Annotated in this window: 18 protein-coding genes and 3 tRNA genes; 4 read left to right on the forward strand and 17 right to left on the reverse strand. The window is 59.7% G+C overall.

Annotated features, from left to right (window positions below; translation table 11 throughout):
• Positions 1 to 28: 28 nt before the first annotated feature.
• The 12 genes from R5M92_RS08025 to rnr form a co-directional block, all read right to left on the reverse strand.
• Positions 29 to 460, reverse strand: a complete 432-nt coding sequence (locus R5M92_RS08025) for a Na+/H+ antiporter subunit B (protein ID WP_346795383.1) — start codon at positions 458 to 460, stop codon at positions 29 to 31.
• Positions 453 to 2,789 (reverse strand): putative monovalent cation/H+ antiporter subunit A, encoded by a 2,337-nt coding sequence (locus R5M92_RS08030; RefSeq protein WP_346795384.1) that lies wholly within the window; start codon positions 2,787 to 2,789, stop codon positions 453 to 455. The genes R5M92_RS08025 and R5M92_RS08030 overlap by 8 nt, the downstream gene beginning before the upstream one ends.
• Positions 2,790 to 2,905: 116 nt before the next feature.
• Complete coding sequence (hemH, locus tag R5M92_RS08035) at positions 2,906 to 3,976, reverse strand: ferrochelatase (RefSeq protein ID WP_346795385.1); 1,071 nt, start codon at positions 3,974 to 3,976, stop codon at positions 2,906 to 2,908.
• A 146-nt stretch (positions 3,977 to 4,122) separates the two neighbouring features.
• A complete protein-coding gene (locus R5M92_RS08040) occupies positions 4,123 to 4,425 on the reverse strand; it encodes a DUF6482 family protein (RefSeq protein WP_346795386.1) in 303 nt (100 codons plus the stop codon).
• Positions 4,426 to 4,614: 189 nt separating this feature from the next.
• Positions 4,615 to 4,908 carry a hypothetical protein gene (locus R5M92_RS08045; RefSeq protein WP_346795387.1) on the reverse strand — a complete coding sequence of 98 codons (294 nt, stop codon included), beginning with the start codon at positions 4,906 to 4,908 and terminating at the stop codon, positions 4,615 to 4,617.
• Positions 4,909 to 5,005: 97 nt separating this feature from the next.
• Entirely contained in the window at positions 5,006 to 6,394 is a 1,389-nt protein-coding gene (gene dnaB / locus R5M92_RS08050; protein ID WP_346795388.1) for a replicative DNA helicase, read from the reverse strand.
• Positions 6,395 to 6,611: 217 nt separating this feature from the next.
• Positions 6,612 to 7,058 (reverse strand): 50S ribosomal protein L9, encoded by a 447-nt coding sequence (gene rplI, locus R5M92_RS08055; RefSeq protein WP_346795389.1) that lies wholly within the window; start codon positions 7,056 to 7,058, stop codon positions 6,612 to 6,614.
• 15 nt (positions 7,059 to 7,073) lie between these two features.
• Positions 7,074 to 7,925 carry a hypothetical protein gene (locus R5M92_RS08060; protein WP_346795390.1) on the reverse strand — a complete coding sequence of 284 codons (852 nt, stop codon included), beginning with the start codon at positions 7,923 to 7,925 and terminating at the stop codon, positions 7,074 to 7,076.
• Between the two features lie 11 nt (positions 7,926 to 7,936).
• Positions 7,937 to 8,164, reverse strand: coding sequence for a 30S ribosomal protein S18 (gene rpsR, locus R5M92_RS08065; protein ID WP_346795391.1), 228 nt, complete (start codon positions 8,162 to 8,164; stop codon positions 7,937 to 7,939).
• A 33-nt stretch (positions 8,165 to 8,197) separates the two neighbouring features.
• The gene (gene rpsF, locus R5M92_RS08070; protein WP_346795392.1) at positions 8,198 to 8,569 is read right to left on the reverse strand and encodes a 30S ribosomal protein S6; all 372 of its coding nucleotides are present in this window, start codon (positions 8,567 to 8,569) and stop codon (positions 8,198 to 8,200) included.
• A gap of 187 nt (positions 8,570 to 8,756) precedes the next feature.
• Entirely contained in the window at positions 8,757 to 9,542 is a 786-nt protein-coding gene (rlmB, locus tag R5M92_RS08075; RefSeq protein WP_346795393.1) for a 23S rRNA (guanosine(2251)-2'-O)-methyltransferase RlmB, read from the reverse strand.
• Positions 9,539 to 12,016 (reverse strand): ribonuclease R, encoded by a 2,478-nt coding sequence (gene rnr / locus R5M92_RS08080; RefSeq protein ID WP_346795394.1) that lies wholly within the window; start codon positions 12,014 to 12,016, stop codon positions 9,539 to 9,541. The genes rlmB and rnr overlap by 4 nt, the downstream gene beginning before the upstream one ends.
• 246 nt (positions 12,017 to 12,262) lie before the next feature.
• Between rnr and R5M92_RS08085 the strand changes: the two genes are divergently transcribed.
• The 3 genes from R5M92_RS08085 to R5M92_RS08095 all read left to right on the forward strand — a co-directional run bounded on the left by R5M92_RS08085 (position 12,263) and on the right by R5M92_RS08095 (position 12,650).
• Positions 12,263 to 12,349 (forward strand) — tRNA-Leu (locus tag R5M92_RS08085).
• Positions 12,350 to 12,444: 95 nt separating this feature from the next.
• Positions 12,445 to 12,531: transfer RNA gene (locus R5M92_RS08090), tRNA-Leu, on the forward strand.
• Positions 12,532 to 12,563: 32 nt separating this feature from the next.
• Positions 12,564 to 12,650: transfer RNA gene (locus tag R5M92_RS08095), tRNA-Leu, on the forward strand.
• A 134-nt stretch (positions 12,651 to 12,784) separates the two neighbouring features.
• On the opposite strand, the gene R5M92_RS08100 is transcribed toward R5M92_RS08095, so the two are convergent.
• Positions 12,785 to 13,645 carry a DNA/RNA non-specific endonuclease gene (locus R5M92_RS08100; RefSeq protein WP_346795395.1) on the reverse strand — a complete coding sequence of 287 codons (861 nt, stop codon included), beginning with the start codon at positions 13,643 to 13,645 and terminating at the stop codon, positions 12,785 to 12,787.
• Between the two features lie 46 nt (positions 13,646 to 13,691).
• Entirely contained in the window at positions 13,692 to 13,967 is a 276-nt protein-coding gene (locus tag R5M92_RS08105) for an Lrp/AsnC ligand binding domain-containing protein (RefSeq protein ID WP_346795396.1), read from the reverse strand.
• Between the two features lie 362 nt (positions 13,968 to 14,329).
• Here R5M92_RS08105 and R5M92_RS08110 point away from each other — a divergent pair, with 362 nt between their 5' ends.
• Positions 14,330 to 14,644, forward strand: coding sequence for a high-potential iron-sulfur protein (locus R5M92_RS08110; RefSeq protein WP_346795397.1), 315 nt, complete (start codon positions 14,330 to 14,332; stop codon positions 14,642 to 14,644).
• Positions 14,645 to 14,764: 120 nt separating this feature from the next.
• Here R5M92_RS08110 and R5M92_RS08115 read toward each other — a convergent pair whose 3' ends face one another.
• From R5M92_RS08115 to R5M92_RS08125, 3 genes are read right to left on the reverse strand one after another with little or no spacing between them, the layout of a single operon-like run.
• Positions 14,765 to 16,315, reverse strand: coding sequence for a SpoVR family protein (locus tag R5M92_RS08115; RefSeq protein WP_346795398.1), 1,551 nt, complete (start codon positions 16,313 to 16,315; stop codon positions 14,765 to 14,767).
• Between the two features lie 31 nt (positions 16,316 to 16,346).
• Positions 16,347 to 17,630, reverse strand: coding sequence for a YeaH/YhbH family protein (locus R5M92_RS08120; RefSeq protein WP_346795399.1), 1,284 nt, complete (start codon positions 17,628 to 17,630; stop codon positions 16,347 to 16,349).
• Positions 17,631 to 17,647: 17 nt separating this feature from the next.
• Positions 17,648 to 19,570: a PrkA family serine protein kinase gene (locus tag R5M92_RS08125; RefSeq protein ID WP_346795400.1), complete on the reverse strand. Its 1,923-nt coding sequence runs from the start codon at positions 19,568 to 19,570 to the stop codon at positions 17,648 to 17,650.
• Between the last annotated feature and the right edge of the window lie 91 nt (positions 19,571 to 19,661).

Genomic DNA, 19,661 nt, shown 5'->3' on the forward strand with positions numbered 1-19,661 from the left:
TGTCGATGGCCATATAGATTCGCTCGTCTCAGGATTCATCCTTGTCCCCCTCCATCAAGGTCATCACCATGGCGGTTACCGAACCGAGTACCGCCAGATAGACGCCAATATCGAAGATCAACGGTGTCGAGGCCTTGAAATTGATCACAGGGATCGTCCACCACTGCGCGGTCATGAACGGCTGACCCATGAACCATGCCGGCACCACCGATATCATCCCCAGCAACAGGCCGACACCGATCAGATCACGCGGGTCGACCATGCGCAGCACGCCCTTGGTCGCCTTCACGCCGAAGGCGAACAGGTAGAGGGTGAACGCCCCAGCCGCCACCAGTCCGGCGATGAAGCCACCGCCCGGCTCATCGTGGCCCCGCAGCAGCAGGAAAATCGAGAACAGCAATTGCAGCGGCATCAAGAAATGCGCTGCGGTATTGAGAATGATCGTACCGGACTTAACCATCCCGCGGCTCCTTGGGTTTTGTCGTCTTGCGCAGCGGCTCGCTCTCCGTCGCACGCAGTTTCAACATTGCCACCACGCCGATGGCAGCCAGCGCCAGGACGAACATCTCACCCAGCGTGTCGAGCGCCCGGTAATCCACCAGGATGACATTGACGATATTGCGACCATGAGCCAGCGGCGCGCTGTTTTCGATCATGTAGGTGGAAATGGGCTCGAATTGCTGGACGCTCCAGGCGGAAAGAACCAATAGGCCGATCAGGATGCCCATGACAGCCGCCACACCACCATCGCGAATGCGTTCGAGATTCGATGACAGACTCGCGTAACGCGGCAAACGGAACAGCACCAGCACCAGCAGTATCACCGTCAGGGTTTCCACCAGAAGCTGCGTGATGCCCAGGTCCGGGGCGCTGAAGAGAATGAAGATCAAGGCGATGGAGAACCCCATCACGCCGATGGACACTACCGCCCCCAACCGTGAGCGTGAGATGGTGGCGAACAACGCCCCCATGGCGATGGTGCCTACCACTACCACTTCATGAAAACGCACATCCCAGTGGAGAGAGAACTGCGGGGCGTGGCGTACCAGCAGCGAATTGCCGATCAGCGCAATCAAGGTCAGCAGCATGACCAGGATATAATTGCGCATGTAGCCATTCTGCAGCACCTTCGTCTGCCACTCGGAAACATGCACGATAGCGTTCATGAAGCCTTCATAGCCAGCTTCCGGGCCATGGCGCATGACCGGATCAAGCATCGTCAGGCGCGCCCGGAGGCGGTCCCAGTGGCGAAACAGCAGATACCCCACTACCAGGCTGATGAACGACAGCAGAAGAGGCAGGTTGAAGCCATGCCACAACGACAGCGATAGCGCTACCGGCTCACCGCTGACGGCGCTGGCTGCCGAGGCCAAGAGTCCAGTCCCCGGTAATGACGGCACCAGCCCCAGCAGTAGCGACCCCCCCGCCAGCAGGGCTGGCCCCAGCAGCATGGCCAGCGGCGCCTCATGTGGCGTCCTCGGCGTCTGGCGGCGTTGGCCATAGAAGGGTCTCAGGGCGACGATAGCCGCCACCGCCATGGTCAGGAAAGCGGCACACAAGGCCAGCAGGGCCAGCCCCAGGGCATACCGAGGCGCACCGAGTACGGCTTCCAGCATCAGTTCCTTGCCGATGAAGCCGAATAGCGGGGGCACTCCAGCCAGGGACAGCGCCGCTATCAGGGCGATGCCTGCCGTCACCGGCATCAGGGAACGCAGGCCGCCCATGGCGGTGACATCCTTGGTGCCGGTGGAGTGGTCGAGGATGCCGGCGATCATGAACAGCGCCCCCTTGTACATCGAATGGGCCAGCAGGAAGGTGGCAAAGGCAATCAATGCCTTTTCGGTGCCGATGCCCAGCAGCATCGTCAACAAGCCCAGCGCCATGACGGTCGAATATGCCAGCAGCTTCTTGATGTTGGTGTGGCGGATGGCCAGGAAAGCGCCGGTCACCATGGTCAGTGCACCGATCAGCGATAGCGTCCCCACCCATAGCTCGGTGCCGCCGAGTGAGGGTTGCAGGCGCGCCAATAGATAGATACCCGCCTTTACCATGGTGGCCGAATGCAGATAGGCCGACACCGGCGTCGGCGCGGCCATGGCATTGGGTAGCCAGAAATGGAAGGGAAACTGGGCGGATTTGGTGAATGCCCCCAACAACAGGCAGATCAAGATGGGCGTATAGAGATCGTGTTCGCGCAGGTTTGCTTCCAGCGCGGCGATACCGGAAAAGGACCAGCTCCCCGCCGCCGTGCCCAGCAGGATCAGGCCAGCCATCAACGCCAGGCCGCCCCCCATCGTCACGATCAGTCCCTGGCGCGCCGACTTGCGGGCTTCGATATCGGCATGATTGAAACCGATCAACAGGTAGGACGTGATGCTGGTAAGCTCCCAGAAGATGAACAGCGTGACCAGCCCATCCGCCATCACCAACCCGAACATCGATACCATGAACGCCACCAGTGCCACATGAAAGCGCACCAGATCGGGATGGCCCCTGAGATAGGCACCGGCATACACCAGCACGAATGCGCCGATCACGCTGATCAACAAGCCGAACAGCAGCGAAAGTCCATCCAGCATGAAAGAGAGCGTGATATCCAGCGAGGGGACCCAGACCCACTCGGCCAGGACCGCTCCCTGATCGATGACCTGGGGTGCCTGCCCTACCAGCCAGACGGCGAGCAGGGCAGGGAAAATCGCCAACACGAGGCTCGCCCGGTGGCCAAACCAGTGGTGCAGCAGTGGCGCCAAGGCCGCCAACAGAAATCCCGCTAACACGGCTAGTTGCATCTGCTTGTTCTCCCTGTTTGCGCATCACTCCCTTCAAGACAGGCAACAATACGTTTTCCGCTATCCAGTCTCGCTATTATTGGTCGCCGGAGCCCCGAACGACTATAACCTTCCGATCATACCCAACCGCCGAGCTCGTTGCCCGCTACCGCTGCCAGGGCATCGATATGGTCGTCGCGATCGTTGAGACAGGGGATATAGGTAAACGTCTCGCCCCCGGCGGCGAGAAAGCTGTCGCGGATCTCCTGCTGTATTTCTTCCAGGGTCTCCACGCAGTCGGCGGAAAATGCTGGAGAAATCACGGCGATATGCTTCTTCCCCTGACGCGCGAGCTCCGCCACATGGTCCACCGTTGCCGGACCCACCCACTTCTCGGGGCCGAATTGAGACTGAAATGCGGTCACGATTTCGTCATCGCTCATGCCCAGCCGCTCCTTCAACAGACGCGTGGTCTTCTGACAATGGCAATGGTAGGGATCGCCTTCCAGCAGATAACGCTCCGGTACGCCGTGGTAGCTCGCCACCAGGATATCCGGCCGGCCCGCGGCCTGCTCATAGCCCTCCTCGACGGAATTGGCCAGGGCCTCGATATAGCGGGGATGGGCGAAATAGGCGGGCACCGTACGAATCGCCGGCTGCCACTTGAGCTTCATCAGGGTGCGGAAGGCCTCGTCGTTGGCGGTGGCGGTCGTGGGCGAGCCGTATTGCGGATAAAGCGGGAAGAAAAGAATCTTTTCGCACCCTTGTGCCTGCAGGCGCTTGAGTACGCTTTCGGTAGAGGGGTTGCCGTAGCGCATACAGAAATCCACCACCACATTGTCGCCGTATTGCCGGTGCAATGTTTCTGCCATTTTCTGCGTTTGCGCCCGGGTAATGGTCAATAGTGGGCTTTCGTTGCGCTCGGTATTCCAGATGCTGCGGTAGGCCTGGCCCGAGGCGAAGGGTCGCTTGGTGAGAATGACCAGTTGCAGCAAGGGCTGCCACTTCCAGGCGGCATAGTCCACCACTCGCTTGTCCGACAGGAACTCGTTCAGGTAACGGCGCATGGACCAGTAATCGGTGGCATCCGGCGTGCCCAGGTTGGCCAGTACCACTCCCACCTTGGCGCGGGCAACGGGGGGATGATCGGCGGGAGCGTGGACGAGACGCCCCTGTCCTGGCTGGTCCTGGTCCGTGGGAGTGGTCATCGAAGCGGCTCCTGTAGCGTACGAAAAAACATGAGTGGGTGTCTTTCGTTCATCCTACCAGAGGCGCTTAAATCAACGGAATAAACTTATACTATCAACATGATTTGTACATGAATGGCAAAGCATTCGATGCCAGGATGATTGCGTTAAAACACCAGGGGCATGCGTGACGTCAGCGGCGCTTGGTAATGGGTCCCGCTGCCGATCATTTCATCCTGGGGAACGTACTGCACCAGATAGGCGCGATGAATGCCGGCCCGCTTGAGTTCCAGATAGACATCGTCCAACGAGCGGAACAGCATCGGCTTGTCGCGATTGGTCAACATGTGACGCTGCCCTTCCACGTCTTCCAGCTCGACCTGGTAAAAACCGCTTCCCGCATGGGTAATGACCCGTATTTCAAAGCTATCGTCGTGCCTGGCAAACACTTCCAGTTCGCTGAGTTCCATGGATCCCTCCTGTTATCATTACGTTTCGGGCACAGCATGGCTGTGCCCGATGTCATTCCTGTTGCCGTTTCATGGCAACGTTATGACCGCTTGCAGGAGAGCGAGTTCCACGAGAATGGCGTCAACGCACCATGGCAGGGCATCCTTCATTTAACCGACTAGGCATTAACGCAGCCAGACGATTCCGCCCTATTGATACTCGGAGGGATCGATCGCCTTGCCCAACGAGTTCCTGTCGATCCAGTTACCCGCCTTGGTCTGCTTGTAGCGAAATACCACCTTGTCACCGATAGCGACCGGCACTTCAGAGTCCTCGGTCTGGTAACTGTACTTCTCACCATCCACCACCAGGTGGTAGCGATAAAGGTCCGGCATGCCCAGCCACTCCTTGAAGGGGCCTTCCCGCTCCATTTCCTGCAGCTCGCCACGTCCTTCCAGTTTGGGGATACGCTGACGGTTACCCCGTCGAAAACCACCTGCCATTGCCTTCTCCAGTCACGTTTTAAATGCCGCTTGCCGTTGATAGCGAGCCGGGCATTATACGGCCCGCATGCGCAGGCTCAAGTTCGGCTCGCCCGAACTAGCCACCGAACGCCTCGCCGTAGCTGTCCGGGGCCAGATCCTCGAAACGGGTGTACTTGCCGATGAATGCCATGTGTACCGTACCGATAGGCCCGTTACGCTGCTTGCCGATGATCAGCTCGGCCAGCCCCTGATTATCAGGGTTATCCTGATTGTAGACTTCATCGCGGTAGACGAAGGCGATGACGTCGGCGTCCTGCTCGATGGCCCCCGACTCCCTCAAGTCCGACATCACCGGACGCTTGTTGGGACGCTGCTCCAGCGAGCGGTTGAGCTGGGACAACGCCACTACCGGACAGCCGAACTCCTTTGCCAAGCCCTTGAGAGAGCGGGATATCTCGGATATCTCACCGGTGCGGTTCTCGGAAAAGCCCGGAATCTGCATCAACTGAAGATAATCGATCATGATCATCGCCATGTTGCCGTGCTCGCGTACCACCCGGCGGATACGCGCACGCATCTCGTTGGGCGACAGGGCTGCCGTATCGTCGATGAACAGCTGCTTGTCCTTGAGCAGGTTCACCGCCGAGGTCAGCCGGGGCCAGTCCTCGTCTTCCAGTTGCCCCGTTCGCACCCGGGTCTGGTCGATGCGCCCCAGCGAAGAGAGCATCCTCAGCATCAACGACTCCGCCGGCATCTCCATGGAGAACACCATGACCGGCTTGTCGCTGGAGATTACCGCATGTTCCACCAGGTTCATGGCGAAGGTGGTCTTGCCCATCGAAGGACGTCCAGCAATGATGACCAGATCCGACGGCTGCCAGCCCGAGGTCATTTCATCCAGATCGCGGAAGCCACTGGAAAGGCCGGTCATCTCGCCCTTGAGATTGAACAGTTCGTCGATGCGATCCACGGCCTTGGTCAGAAGGTCGCTCATGCCAATCGGGCCGCCGGTCTTGGGCCGCTCCTCGCTGATCTGAAAGACCAGCCGCTCGGCTTCATCCAGCAGCTCATCGGCGGGCCGCCCTTGCGGGCTGAAAGCGCTGTCGGCGATCTGGCTGGCGGCACGGATCAACTTGCGCAGCGTGGCACGCTCGCGAACGATACCGGCGTACGCTCGGATATTGCTGGCCGAAGGGGTGTTGCGCGCCAGTTCCGCCAGAAAGGCAAGCCCGCCGACCACATCGAGCTGATCGCGGGCCTCCAACGCCTCCGACAGGGTAATCACGTCCAGCGGCTGGCCCGACTCCGCCAGATAGGCGATGACATTGAAAACCAGCCGATGCTCGTAGCGATAGAAGTCATCCGCGACCAGGCGATCCGAGACATTGTCCCACGCCTGATTGTCCAGCATCAGTCCGCCGAGCACCGACTGTTCCGCCTCCAGCGAATGCGGCGGCACCTTGAGGGCAGCCGTTTCCTGGTCGGGGGATGGCGCATCATTCATTGCTGGCTCCTCGCAATTCAACAGACACGGTGGCAGCGAATGGCGGCACCGCGCCGCTCTCAACGACCATGCTCTCAACGATCGTGTTCCAACGACCATGTTTCTCACTTATCGACCAGCTTTTCCATTGCTCACCAACGACAAAGGGCGCGGGAAAGCCCGCGCCCTTTGTGTGCTGCCTGCCTATCAGGATCGTGCCAGGTGAACTTGGATCAAGTTACTCGGCAACCACCACGACACGTACAACAGCGTTGACTTCCGCATGCAGGTGCAGGTCGATATCGTACTCGCCGGTCTGGCGAATCGGTCCTTGCGGCATACGAACTTCGCTCTTGGCGACATCGATGCCGGCGGAGGAAATGGCGTCTGCCAGATCACGCGGGCCGATGGAACCGAACAGCTTACCTTCATCACCGGATTTTGCCACCAGCGACAGCTCGATATCGTTGAGCTGTGTCGCACGCTCTTCGGCTTCCGCCTTGCGCTCGGCCGCTTGGGCTTCGAGCTCAGAACGCTGGGCTTCAAACGCTTGGATGTTTTCCTTGGTCGCCGGCACGGCCAGGCCGTAAGGCACCAGGTAGTTACGACCATAACCAGGCTTGACAGTGACCTTGTCACCCAAACCGCCCAGCTTGCCAATATTGTCGAGCAGAATGACTTCCATCTCGTAAACCTCTTGTCAGTCGCTGCGGGCCAGGCGAGCGCGAAAATTCGCAAAGGTATCGACCAGCCCCAACAGCAGCACAATGAGAATCGTGGGCCAGGTGGTGATGAGTAGCGCATAGAACGCCACCAACCACAGCCCGTTCATCCCCTTTAATCCAATAATCCCATGTATCAACGCGATGCCGGCAATCAGCAGCGGCACCCAGATCAGCATGACCAGCGGTGCGATACCCAGCAGCGTTCCCGCTATTCCCAGGACCAGCAAGAGCACGAACTCTTTTGGTGCCAGGCGCAGACTATGAAATTCATCACGAAACCCGCCCGGATTGTAGAGCCCCGCTTGCCAGCTGCGCCCCAGCGCAAGACAAGCAATCGCGGCCAGTAACACCACCAGCCCGGTAACACCGCCGATCACCCACTGAGCCAATGTATGGGGCTCGATGCCCTGGGCGGCAAAGTCGTCGAGCATGCGATCGATCTCGGCAGAGCTCTCGCGCAGTTGCTCAAGCAACAGTTCGGTGCCGCCGGGTGGCTGGAAGATGCCGAACTGGGTCATTGCCGCTGTCACCAGGGTTCCGGCAACCAGGGCTTCGCTCCAGCGCATCCGCTCTCGCAGCACCACCGCCATCAAGCTAACCAGCAATATGCTGGCCAAGGGGATCACGTCCCCCTGAGCCCACCACCAGCCGGCAGGCAGTGCCGCGGCGATGATGACCGGCAGCGCCGGCACCAGCCCTTGACGCAGGGTCACCAGCGCAGCGATGGCACCACCCAGCCAGAACAGCCAGGGGATCAACGATGCCAGGGCAGCCCCGCCGGCGGCGTAGGGCGTACCGCGCATCAGCCATCGAGCTAGCGCCAGCATCACGTTACCGATTACTTGTGGCTATCGGAGTAGGGCAACAGCGCCAGATAGCGTGAGCGCTTGATGGCCGTAGCCAGCTGGCGCTGATAGCGAGCCTTGGTGCCGGTGATACGGCTGGGAACGATCTTGCCGGTTTCGGTGATGTAAGCCTTCAGCGTGTCCAGATCCTTGTAGTCGATCTGCTTGACGCCTTCAGCGGTGAAGCGGCAAAACTTGCGGCGACGGAAAAAACGTGCCATGGAGTAGCTCCTTCAAACGTGCAGGGAATAAGATCAGGCAGTTTCTTCGGCGCGCGGCTTTTCTTCGCGACGCGGACGTTTTTCTTCTGCCGGCTTCATCATCGGGGAAGCTTCGGTGATGGCTTCCTTGCAGCGTACGACCAGGCTGCGGATGATGGCGTCGTTGAAGCGGAAGATATTCTCGATTTCCTCGAGCGTTTCACCCTGACATTCAACGTTCATCAGCACGTAGTGAGCCTTGTGGATCTTGTTGATCGGGTAAGCCAGGTGACGACGGCCCCAATCTTCCAGGCGATGCACGGTACCACCGTTCTCGGTAACGATAGTGGTATAGCGCTCGACCATGGCCGGAACTTGTTCGCTCTGGTCCGGGTGGACCATGAACACGATTTCATAATGACGCATGGGTTCTCCTTGCGGTTTGGCAGCTTCCGTAACGCGCCTTGTAGCGTCAGCACAGGAAGCAAGGAGTGATTGAAGTCCCTCCACCAGGCACAGGGTGCCGGCGGTTGGCTCGTTCGAGCCGGGGCATCAAGCAGACTAGTGCCCGTCTGACAGGCAAACGGGCGCAGGCATTTTAGTGGGCCGCGGGTTAACTTGCAAGCTGACGCTGACGTACGGCTTCAAACAGGCAGATACCGGTCGCCACGGAGACGTTCAGACTGGAAACCTGGCCGGCCATGGGCAACTTGGCCAGGTTGTCGCAGGCCTCGCGGGTCAGCCGGCGCATGCCCTTGCCTTCAGCGCCCATGACCAGAGCCGTGGGGCCGGTTAGGTCCACGGCGTAAATGTTCTGTTCGGCCTCGCCCGCCGTGCCGGTAATCCATACGCCCTCGGCCTTCAGCTTGGCCAGGGTGCGCGCCAGATTTGTCACCTGGTACACCGGCACCACCTCCGCCGCGCCGCAGGCTACCTTGCGCACGGTGGCGTTGAGCGGCGCCGCCTTGTCCTTGGCCACGATCACGCCATGGGCACCCGCCGCATCGGCACTGCGAAGACAGGCACCGAAGTTGTGCACATCGGTCACTCCATCGAGGACCAGCAGCAATGGCGGCTGGGGCGCCTGCCATGCCCTCAGCTTCAGCCACAGAGACTCCTCCCCTTCCGCCATCAGCGGCGCACAGAATGCCACCACACCTTGGTGGGCATTTCCCTGGGCTAGTTGATCAAGCAGCTCACGCGGCTGCTCCTTTAGCCTCGCCCCCTTGGCTTGTGCCTCTTGCACCAGAGTGGCCAGGCGCTTGCCGGCGCCCTGCTGTATCCATAGCTCCCGCGGGGCTTCGCCCCGTTCCAGCAAGCTAGCCACGGCGTGCGTGCCGTAGACAAGCTCCAGTCCATCGGGGACGTTGACACGACCACGAACCGCTCCCGCCTTCATGATCTACCCTTCTTGTTGCCCGACTGGCGCGCGCCGCGCCGGGTACGCTGTGGCCCCGCCGGGAACGCGTTATCGCTGCCACTTCCTTCATTCGTCTTGGCTCGGCTCTTCGGCTTCGCCGCCCCGCCCTTGGCACCTGCCGACTGTCCGGCCGCGTCCTTGCGCGACACAGGAGCATTGCCGGCAGTCTTGTCGGCCGAGCGCCGCTTACGCGGCTGTCGCCGGGGGCGCGGCTTGTCGTCGGCCAGGGCGAAGTCGATCTTACGATCGTCCATGTCGACTCGAGCCACCTGGATGGTCACGCCATCTCCCAGGCGATAGCTTGAACCGGTGCGCTCGCCCTTGAGGCGGTGCTTTTCCGGCTCGTAGTGGTAATAGTCCGAAGGCAGCGAGGTCACGTGTACCAGCCCTTCTACATATACGTCGTCGAGTCGCACGAAAATGCCGAACTGCGTCACCGAGGCGATGGTGCCGTCGAAGACCTCCCCCAGCTTGTCGGACATGAACTCGCACTTGAGCCAATCCTCGACGTCGCGGGTCGCGTCGTCGGCGCGACGCTCCGTCATCGAGCAGTGCTCGCCCAGCTCCAGCATCTGCTCGAAGGTGTAAGGCGCCCACTTGCTCGGCGGCTCGACCGGCGCCCCTTCGGCGCGCAGGACGGTATTGGTCTGGCGCGGCCCACGAATCACCGAGCGGATGGCTCGGTGTACCAACAGGTCGGGGTAGCGCCGAATCGGCGACGTGAAGTGCGCGTAAGCCTGATAGGCGAGGCCGAAATGGCCGTCGTTCTGTGGCGAATACACGGCGCGGCTCATCGAGCGCAGCATCACCGTCTGGATGATATCGGCATCTTCGCGGTCGCGAATGGATTCCGCCAGTGCCTGATAATCCTGCGGCGAAGGCTCGTCGCCCCCACCGAGCGAGAGTCCCAGTTCATTGAGGAACAGGCGCAGCTTGTCGAGCCGCTCGGGCGAGGGCCGCTCATGAATACGGTACAGCGCCGGCAGGTCATGCTTGTCGAGAAAACGTGCCGTCGCTACGTTGGCGGCCAGCATGCACTCCTCGATCAACTTGTGAGCGTCATTGCGCGAGCGCGGCACGATCTTCTCGATCTTGCGCTCCTCGTTGAAGATGATCGCGGTTTCGGTGGTCTCGAAATCGATCGCCCCCCGCTCCTCGCGTGCCTCTCGCAACAAGCCGTAGAGTTCATGCAGGTTCTTGAGCGGCTTGACCAGGGCGGCGTGCTCTCGACGTAGCGTCTCGCCCTCGTCGCTGCGCTCATCCAGCATCGCCGCCACCTTGTTATAGGTGAGGCGGGCATGGGAGCGCATTACGGCTTCGTAGAAGCGGTGGCGGCTGATGGCGCCGGTCTTGGAAATATTCATTTCGCAGACCAGCACCAGGCGATCCACGTGAGGATTGAGCGAACAGAGCCCGTTGGAAAGCAGCTCCGGCAGCATCGGCATCACTTGCCCCGGGAAATAGACCGAAGTACCTCGGGTACGCGCCTCGTCGTCGAGCGGCGTTCCCGGACGCACATAGTGCGAAACATCGGCGATCGCCACCAGCAACTTCCAGCTACCGGACTTGGTCTTCCAGGCACAGACGGCGTCGTCGAAATCCTTGGCGCTTTCGTCGTCGATGGTCACCAGCGGCGTATCGCGCAGGTCGATGCGGTGCTGCTTGTCAGCTTCCACGACTTCCGCCGAGATGCCGGCGATCTGATCGATCACCTCGGGGGGGAATTCCGCCGGAATATCGTAGCTGCGCAGGGCGATGTCGATTTCCATGCCGGGGTCCATGCGCTCGCCGAGCACTTCGACCACCTCGCCGACCGGCTGCACCCGAGTTTCCGGCTGCTGGGTGATCCTGGCCGATATGACCTGACCATCCTGCGCCCCGCCGCTGGCACTATGGGGGATGATCACCTCCTGGGTGATACGCGGGTTCTCGGGGATGAGAATGCCGAATTCGGGAGTGTTCGCACGGTACACACCGACCATGGTCTGGGTGTTGCGGGAGATCATCTCGGCGATGGTGGCTTCGTCGCGCCCCCGGCGGTCGCGCCCGCTGACGCGCGCCAGCACATGGTCGCCATGAAAGACCCGACGCATCTGTCGGGGCGGCAATACCAGATCGGGCTTCTTGCCGTCATCGCGTATCAGGAAGCCAAAGCCATCGCGGTGCCCCAGCACCTTGCCCTTGATCAGGTCCAGCTTGTCGATCAAGGCGTAGGCGCCACGGCGATCGCGCAATACCTGGCCATCGCGCTCCATTGCCGCCAGCCGCCGACGCACGGCCTCCTGGAGGTCCTCGTCTTCGAGCCCGAGCAGGCGGCTCATGTTTTCATGAGTGATCGGCTTGCCGTACTCTTCCAACTGGTCGAGCAGGTACTCACGACTGGGCGCCGGTTTATCGTACTTGTGCGCTTCGCGTTCTGCGTGCGGATCTTTACGTAACGTCCAATGCGTCATGCGGTCGGCATCCTCGGCGTCAGCTGGGATAAGAGGGGCAACAGCGCGTACGGCAAGCGTCGCGGGCGTAAGGTTCCGGCGGCGAATGCACCGGAAAAAGATAATATATGTTTGGTCATGCTGGCAGTATAGCGCTGCAATCTGGATGACCCAACCATCTTGCTCCGACTTTATCGTTTTGAAAGGTGGGAATTTACCCATTCCCTATTGCATTCCCATACCAGCCGGGTATTATACGCGCCACTTGCCCAGATGGCGGAATTGGTAGACGCGCTAGCTTCAGGTGCTAGTGTCCGTATGGACGTGGAGGTTCAAGTCCTCTTCTGGGCACCATACTGTTCTATACTGCTTATTGTATAAGCAGCTCATGTATAAACAGTTAGGTGCTAATCTGTAAGGCCAAGCCGTACAGAGCAAGGTTTGTGTTCGCCCAGGTGGCGGAATTGGTAGACGCGCTAGCTTCAGGTGCTAGTGTCCGTATGGACGTGGAGGTTCAAGTCCTCTCCTGGGCACCACGCGAACACAGACAACAAGTTGAAAATGATGCGCCCAGGTGGCGGAATTGGTAGACGCGCTAGCTTCAGGTGCTAGTGTCCGTATGGACGTGGAGGTTCAAGTCCTCTCCTGGGCACCATGCTTCATGGTACCGTCCAACCGCATCATCGCTTTTCATCGTTACCTTCACACCTGCTTTCCTCTCAACTTCTTCTCTTTTCCGAGCTTTTCTGCTTCCGCGCTTTGCTATTTTTCGTGCTCTCTGAAGCCGATCTATTGGAACCGTCCTGGACGCTTAGCCACCGCTTCCAATGCCCAGCCCTCGGTATCGACTTGACTCTCCAGTTGTCGTTCCAGCTCGTCCATCAGCCTAGGAAAGAAGTTCAAGCCGGTCCGTGCTTCTATTTCGTCGATACTCACCAGAAAGTCATCCAGCGGTTCGTTGCCGCGAACGTCCTGGGGCATGATGAATGCCAGTGCTTTCGGCGTCTCGTCATGGGGTACCACGATAATCTTGTAGAAGGCAACGGGCACCTCCACCAGGCCGACGCGGTTGAACACGTTATCCATGAAGGCTTCGGGGAATACCGGCCCGGTGATGACCTCCAATCGCTCGAAACGGGGAGCGAAGTGGTCCATGACCGCCTCTTCCAGGCGCTGCCATAGTTGGCGGTTGAGGTCCGGCAGCTGGGGCGCCATGTTGCTCATCAGGAAGGTATCTTCCTGAGCCACGCGCCCGTGTACCGCCGCGATGGCATAGTTGGGTGCCAGGTGGCCGCGATCATAACCGCTACCGGAGTAGTCGTCGGTACCCACCGGCCAAAGCGTGCGCCAATCGGCCCGAAAACCGGGTCGAGAACCGATGCTTGTATCTTTCACGGCATGCAGCTGATAGCTGACCCAGAGTGAGTTCACTCGTACATCGGACCATCCGGCAAGGTAGCCTTCATTGCTCAGCACGCGATAAAAGGAGGTGGGGTGCAGCTTTTCCCAGGTAGGAAGGCCCCTCCAGCTGGAAGCGTCATGATGTTGTCGCTCCTGGTATTGCCAGAGTCCCGAGGCGACGACCACAAAAAGCAGGGAGATTCCCAGGCGGCGCCCCTGGCGACGCCAACGAAAAAGCTTTCTAGGCAATTCGGTTCACTCCCCTTATCCCTGCTTGGCAACTGTTTCGATCAGTTTACCACCCTAACGAGAACATGGTTTCCAGGTCGTGGCGCGAGTGGACCTGCATGGCATTGAGCGTTTCTGTATCGCGAATCCCCTCGACGGCATTCAAGCGCTCGGTCACCAGTTCCGCCAGGCTTTCGAAATCGGGAGTGCGGGCAATCGCCACCAGATCATAGCGACCGCAAGTGGAATAAACCTCGCTAATGCCATCGACGTCCGCCAGCCGTTCGGCGACCGCCTTGACCTGGCCTTTATCGGTATTGATCAAGATCACAGCATTTTGCATGACGCCTCCATTGGCATGAATACGGTAGGTGATTGCGCCGCGAGTATAACAGCCCCTTTAAGCCTGCCCCAACGCTCTCGGCCGGGCTCTTTCGGCTCGCTTTATGGTTCCATCCAGCTATTCTTCCAACCCTGACTTCGACATGCTCCCCGGCGCGACCAATTGTCGCTCGGCAAGTGCCGAATTCGCACATCCAAATGGCTTAGGCTAGCATGGCGGCTTAACTCCGTCAGGTAGGCACTTGATCAGGCAGAGACCTTGCCAGTCAAGCATCGTGGAGTCGAAATCGTGGAGTCGAAGAGGTGGCCAACCACCCGATGGAACCGTGACCAAAACGCCGTATATGGCGATAAGGAGAAACCATGGCTAATCAAAGCCGTCGTACGTTCATGCGCAACAGTCTCATGGGACTCGCCACCCTACCGCTTGGTGCCGGCATTCTATCCAAGACGGCCTTCGCCCAGGAATTGCCGCGCCTGGACCCCGAATCGCCCAATGCCCAGGCGCTCAACTACGTGGAAGAAGCCAGCGAGGCCAGCGATCATCCCGCTTACGAAGAAGGCGAACGCTGCGATAACTGCATGTTCTTCGTGGAAGATACCGAAGGCTGCCAGCTCTTCCCGCAACACAGCGTGGAACCGGGCGGCTGGTGCCAGTCCTGGACGGCTCAAGCCTGACCTTGGCGGCCTCGCCGTCAGCCTGAAACCAGGTGTTGAAAAAAGCTGTTTACAAGCACTATCCCGCATCCAGGTGCAGGATAGTGCGTTCTGCGCCTACGTTTCGGCTCCTTTCGTGCCTCACTCCCCTTCCGTTATCGGCCACTGATAACGCCGGGTAACACGATCCTCTTCGCGAGATTCCAGCCGTACCGGGAACCCCCACAATTGGTGAAGATGCCGGATCACCGGGTAAACGCTTCTGGCCAATGGACGGCGACCGTCCTGTACGTGATGCAGCGTCAGCGAACGATCTCCGCGAATATCGGCCTCGACTATCTGAATATTGGGCTCCCGAACCGACAATGCATACTGGGTGGACAAGGCTTCGCGAATGCGACGATAGCCACGCTCGTCGTGAATGGCGCCGACTTCCAGGGTTTCCTCCTGGTCGTCATCGACCACCAAGAACAGCTTCAGGTCGCGCATTACCTTGGGTGAAAGAAACTGCTGGATAAAAGACTCGTCCTTGAAGTTGCGCATGGCGAACTCGAGACTATCCCGCCAGGGACTTCCAGCCAGGTCCGGAAACCATTCGCGATCCTCATCGGTGGGAGCCTCGCAGATACGCCTGATATCGGTGAAGATGGCGAATCCCAGAGCGTAGGGATTGATGCCGCTGTAATAGGGGCTATCGAAATCGGGCTGCTGAATCACCGCCGAGTGGGATTGCAGGAACTCCAGCATCAGTCCTTCATCCACGCGGCCATCGTCATACAGCCGGTTCATCAGGGTGTAGTGCCAGAAGCAGGCCCAGCCTTCGTTCATGACCTGGGTCTGGCGCTGGGGATAGAAATACTGCGCCATCTTGCGCACGATGCGCACGATTTCCCGCTGCCACGGCGCCAGCAGGGGGGCGTTCTTCTCGATGAAATACAGCAGATTTTCCTGAGGCTCGGGTGGATAACGACCGCCGACATGCAGCCCCAGCGGGTCCTCTCCGCTCATGTCGCTGCCCGCCAGGATATCGCTGTCGCCCTCTGGCTGGGGAATGGTTCGCCACAGCATGTTGACCTGAGTCTGCAGATAGCGTTCGCGCTCCTCCTGGCGTCGCGCTTCTTCCGAGGCGGAAACAGGAGAAGGCCGCTTGTAGCGATCGACGCCGTAATTCTGCAGCGCATGACAGGCATCCAGCAACTGCTCGACCGCCTGCACGCCATGGCGCTCCTCACACTGGCTGATGTACTTGCGGGCGAAGACCAGGTAGTCGACGATCGACTCCGCATCGGTCCAGGCGCGGAACAGATAGTTGCCCTTGAAGAAGGAGTTGTGACCGTAGCAGGCGTGGGCCATCACCAGCACCTGCATCATCAAGGTATTCTCCTCCATGAGATAGGCGATGCAGGGATCGGAGTTGATCACCAGCTCATAGGCCAGGCCCATCTGGCCACGCTTGTAGGCCTGCTCCACGGCCAGAAACTGCTTTCCGAACGACCAGTGGTGATAACCCACCGGCATGCCCACGCTGGCGTAGGCGTCCATCATCTGTTCGGTGGTGATGAGCTCGATCTGATTGGGGTAGGTATCCAGACGGTACTCGTCCGCCAGGCGCGCCAACTCCTCGTCGAAACGTTCCAGAGTGGCGAAATTCCAGTCAGAGCCCGTGGCAATCGGTTCTCGGCGTGCATTCATGGGATGCTCCTGACGCGTGTCGTTCCCGCGACTATTGGTTGAGCCTGCGCTTGAACAGATCGCGGAAGACCGGATAGATGTCCCCCGCCTCGACGATCTGGCGCATGGCGAACCGCTCCGGGAAACGCTGGGCCACCGTGGTGTACTCATGCCACAACGATTGATGCTCGTGAGGAGTGATCTCCACGTAGGCAAAGTACTGCAGCTGCGGCATCAGTTGCTTGGCGAGCAGTTCGCGGCAGATATCGGAATCGTCGTCCCAGTTATCGCCGTCGCTGGCCTGCGCCACGTACAGGTTCCATTGCTCGGCGGGATAGCGCTTGTCGATGATCTGCTTGACCAGCGTCAAGGCGCTGGACACGATGGTGCCGCCGGTCTCCCGGGAGTAGAAGAACTCCTCCTCGCCCACTTCCCGGGCCGCTGTATGGTGGCGCACGAAGACCAGCTCGACCTTCTCGTAATGGCGCTCGAGAAACAGGTACAGCAGCAGAAAGAAACGCTTGGCGATATCCTTGTGGTTCTGGGTCATCGACCCCGACACGTCCATGATGCAGAACATCACCGCCTGGCTCGACGGCTGGGGCTGGGCGGTCAACTGGTGATAGCGCAGGTCGTAGGTATCGATGAACGGCACCGCCCCCAGGCGCTTTTCCAGGCGCTGGATTTCCGCTTTCAATTCGGTGATGCGAGCAGGATTGCGCAGTACCGGGTCCTTGCACTCTTCCAGCTGCAGGGCTTCGCAGGCCTCTTTCAAGGCGCGTTTTATCGGCGCTCGCATGGCGATGCGGCGGGCATACGCCTCCCGCATCGAGCGGGTGATGCTGATCCGGGCGGGAACCCCATCGCGGCTCAACCCCGCCCGCACCATCTTGACCTCGTTCAACGACTTCAAGGGCTTACGCTGCAGATGGGGAAGCTCCAGACCGTCGAAGACGAATTCCAGGAACTCCTCACGGCTGAGGGTAAAGGCGAATTCATCGACCCCTTCGCCCTGGTTGGAGGCATTGCCTTCACCGCTGCCCTGCCCGCCCTGGCCACCGCTGGGACGGCGAATCCGGTCACCTTCGAGAAATTCCTTGTTGCCCGGCGCGACGATCGAATTCGCGCCCCCCTGACCGTGCTGGAATACCGGCTCGGAAATATCCTTGGTGGGTATCGACACTTTCTCGCCACGCTCCATGTCGGTGATGGAACGGCGGTTCACCGCCTCCTCCACCGAGCGCTTGATATGCTTGCGATAGCGCTCCAGAAAGCGCTGTCGGTTGACCGCGCTCTTGTGCTTGGCATTCGGCCTTCGATCGATAAAGTAGGTCATGGGACCTCCGACAAGGCTTACTGGGATTTACGGACTCGCAGATACCACTCGGACAGCAGGCGAACCTGTTTTTCCGTGTAACCGCGATCCACCATGCGCGCGACGAAGTCCTCATGCTTGCTCTGATCCGACTTGGAAGCCTTGGCATTGAAGGAGATGACCGGCAGTAGCTCCTCGGTATTGGCGAACATCTTGTGCTCGATGACTCCCTTGAGCTTCTCGTACGATTGCCAGCTGGGGTTCATGCCGTTGTTCTGGGCCCGGGCCCGTAGCACGAAATTGACCACCTCGTGGCGGAAGTCCTTGGGATTGGAGATACCCGCCGGCTTCTCGATCTTCTCCAGATCCTCGTTGAGCGCCTGCCGGTCGAGCAGTTCGCCGGTTTCCGGGTCGCGATACTCCTGGTCCTGAATCCAGAAATCGGCGTAGGTGACATAGCGGTCGAAGATATTCTGGCCGTACTCGCTGTACGACTCGAGATAGGCGGTCTGAATCTCCTTGCCGATGAAGTCGACATAACGCGGCGCCAAAAACTCCTTGATGAAGCCCAGGTAGCGTTCGAAGGTCTCGCTGGGCAGTTGCTCGCGTTCGAGTGCCTGCTCGAGCACGTACAGTAGATGCACCGGGTTGGCCGCCACTTCGGTACCGTCGAAGTTGAACACCTTGGACAGGATCTTGAAGGCAAAGCGCGTCGAAAGCCCCTCCATGCCTTCATCCACGCCCGCGGCGTCACGGTACTCCTGGATCGACTTGGCGCGAGGGTCGGTATCCTTCAGGTTCTCGCCATCGTAGACGCGCATCTTGGAATAGATGCTCGAATTTTCCGGCACCTTGAGGCGCGAAAGCACGGAAAACTGCGCCAGCATGCGCAGGGTATCCGGGGCGCAGGGTGCGGCGTTGAGCGAGGATTCCTCGAGCAGTTTCTGGTAGATCTTGATCTCTTCGGAGACGCGCAGGCAGTAAGGCACCTTGACGATATAGACCCGGTCGAGGAACGCCTCGTTGTTGCGGTTGTTACGAAACGCCTGCCACTCCGATTCGTTGGAGTGGGCCAGGATAATGCCATCGAAGGGGATCGCGCCCATGCCTTCGGTGGGATTGTAGTTGCCTTCCTGGGTCGCGGTGAGCAAGGGGTGCAGCACCTTGATCGGCGCCTTGAACATCTCGACGAATTCCATCAGCCCCTGGTTGGCGCGGCACAGCCCCCCGGAAAAGCTGTAGGCGTCGGGATCGTCCTGGGAATAGAGTTCGAGCTGGCGGATATCCACCTTGCCCACCAACGAGGAGATATCCTGGTTGTTCTCGTCGCCGGGCTCGGTCTTGGAGATGGCGATCTGGTTCAGGCGCGAGGGATACAGCCGCACCACGCGGAAACGGGAGATATCCCCGCCGTACTCCTTGAGCCGCTTGGCCGCCCAAGGCGACATGATGCTTTTCAAGTGACGCTGGGGGATGCGGTACTCCTTCTCTAGCAGTTCGCCATCCTCTTCCGGCGAGAACAGCCCCAGCGGCGACTCGTAGACCGGAGAATCCTTGATGGCGTAGAACGGAATCCGCTCCATGAGCAGCTTCAAGCGTTCCGCCAATGACGACTTGCCCCCACCCACCGGCCCCAGCAGATAGAGTATCTGCTTGCGCTCCTCCAACCCCTGGGCGGCATGGCGGAAGTAGGCCACGATCTGCTCGATGGACTCTTCCATGCCATGGAACTCGGCAAAGGCCGGGTAACGGCGGATCACCTTGTTGGAAAAGATGCGCGAAAGCCGCGGGTCCTTGGCGGTGTCGATGACATCGGGCTCGCCTATCGCCTCGAGCAGGCGCTCGGCGGCGCCAGCGTAGACCGACGGGTCGCGCCGGCACATTTCAAGGTATTCCTGCAGACTCATATCTTCTTGCTGAACACGGCTGAAACGGTCTTGTACGTGATCAAAGATGCTCATTGAAGCCTCCTGTATCCCAGCCCCGGGCTCACATACCAGGGACGATGGGTATCGCACTATTAGCGTAGACAGCATTAGCGAAGAGTGGAGG

This window comes from Halomonas sp. Bachu 37 (assembly GCF_039691755.1).
In the GTDB taxonomy this organism is placed as follows: Bacteria; Pseudomonadota; Gammaproteobacteria; order Pseudomonadales; family Halomonadaceae; genus Vreelandella; species Vreelandella kashgarensis.